Consider the following 1,879-nt stretch of genomic DNA (forward strand, 5'->3'; position numbering starts at 1 on the left):
GCGGATGATTGTGTGCCGCGAAGGCGCACTAGAGGACGACAGTCCTCCGTGCAGCTGTGCTGCACAAGAGATGAGGGAAGGCCCCTCGGAGTCGCTGTGCAGGCGGGGGCTCCAAACCACCCACTGCTGCTGCCTTTAAGAGAGGTGGTGGTGAGCGAGCTGGGAAAAGGCGGGGCAAGACCCTGTCAGGTATGGACCGTGGAGTCGAACGCGAGTGAACCGCTGATGAGGTGTCGAAAGCGTAGGGACGACGTCAAAACCGGGACCAGTCGTTATCCCGGGACAAGTCTGGGGGGCGACCTGCTAACTGCCCAGGCGGCGTCCGGCATGAAGGCGGCGAGAATGCGGTCCAGGCTCTTGTGCGGAACGCGGGAACCTGTCACCCCGATGTCAAGGGAGAAACGCAAGAGGAAGCCCCTCAAGCGTGAGAGTACCGATGCGGGGTACAGGGGCGGAGTCACCCGTAGTAGTGATGAACGTCCTGTAATGGGGCGGGAGCGAAGGGGTGGCCCTATCCAGCCTGGGACGTGGGAGCAACCAGCGATGGGAGGACTCTCATGAACCAGGCAAAGCCGTTTCCCATTACCAAACGTCAGGTGTGGGAAGCCTACAAACGAGTGAAGGCAAACCAGGGAGGGGCGGGTGTTGATGACCAGTCGCTGAAGGAGTTCGAAGAGTGTTTGCAAAACAACCTCTACAAGCTCTGGAACCGGCTGGCATCCGGGAGCTACATGCCCCCGCCGGTCAAGCAGGTGGAGATTCCTAAGTCAGACGGTGGAGTCAGGCCGCTGGGGATACCTACTGTCGCGGACCGGATCGCCCAGACGGTGGTCAAGCAGGCACTGGAACCGGAATTAGAAACGCATTTCCATTCCGACTCCTACGGGTACCGACCGGGCAAATCAGCCCACCAGGCTATCGGGCAGGCGCGTAAGCGCTGCTGGCGCAATGACTGGGTCGTGGACCTGGATATCAAGGGTTTCTTCGACAACATCCCGCAGGATCTGTTGATGCGGGCCGTGCGTCACCATGCCCGGGAGAACTGGGTACGGCTGTATGTCCAGAGGTGGTTGCAGGCCCCGGTGCAGTTGCCGGACGGCAGCATACAGGAGCGAACGAAGGGCACCCCGCAAGGGGGTGTGGTCAGTCCGCTGCTGGCAAATCTGTTCCTGCACTACACCTTCGACGCGTGGATGCTACGGAATTTCCCCGGCATCCCGTTCGAGCGGTACGCGGATGATGGTGTCTGCCATTGTCGGTCGAAGGCACAGGCCGAGTATCTGCGGAACGCACTTGAACGCCGCTTCGCGGAATGCGGATTGGAACTTCACCCGCAGAAGACCCGCATTGTCTACTGTAAGGACGATGATCGGCGTCAGGAGTATCCCGTGACGTCCTTCGATTTTCTGGGGTACACCTTTCGCCCGAGGCGGTCGAAGAACCGATTCGGCAAGTACTTCGTGAACTTCAGTCCGGCGGTCAGCAACAAGGCCGCTAAGGCGATTCGCCAGGAAGTCCGGGGTTGGAAACTGCCGCTACGCAGTGACAAAGCTCTGGGCGATCTGGCGGCGATGTTCAATGCCAAGATCCGTGGCTGGCTGAACTACTACGGTGCTTTCTATAAGTCGGCGTTATACCCGACCCTTCAGCACATTGACCGGAAACTCGCTTTGTGGGCCACTCGCAAGTTCAAGCGTTTGAGACGCCATCGACGGCGAGCGGCCCATTGGTTGCTGCGCGTTGTGCGTCGACAGCCCTGGCTGTTCGCACACTGGCGTCTGTTGCATGGAACGGCTGGATAGGAGGAGCCGTATGAGCGGAGACGTTCACGTACGGTTCTGTGAGCGCCTCGGGGGGTGGTTCCCCGGGGCGACTCGAC

1 protein-coding gene is annotated in these 1,879 nt (G+C 60.3%); it reads left to right on the forward strand.

Annotation, left to right across the window (positions count from 1 at the left end):
* Positions 1-557 precede the first annotated feature (557 nt).
* On the forward strand, positions 558-1,802 hold the full coding sequence (gene ltrA / locus LQD11_RS15360) for a group II intron reverse transcriptase/maturase (protein ID WP_238618337.1): 1,245 nt from the start codon (positions 558-560) through the stop codon (positions 1,800-1,802).
* Positions 1,803-1,879 lie beyond the last annotated feature (77 nt).

It is taken from the genome of Ectothiorhodospira shaposhnikovii (assembly GCF_022227765.1).
Lineage (GTDB): Bacteria > Pseudomonadota > Gammaproteobacteria > Ectothiorhodospirales > Ectothiorhodospiraceae > Ectothiorhodospira.

Excerpts from the sequence above, each read along its gene's own strand:
- ltrA (WP_238618337.1), top strand. The coding sequence starts at position 558 with ATGAACCAGGCAAAGCCGTTTCCCATTACCAAACGTCAGGTGTGGGAA.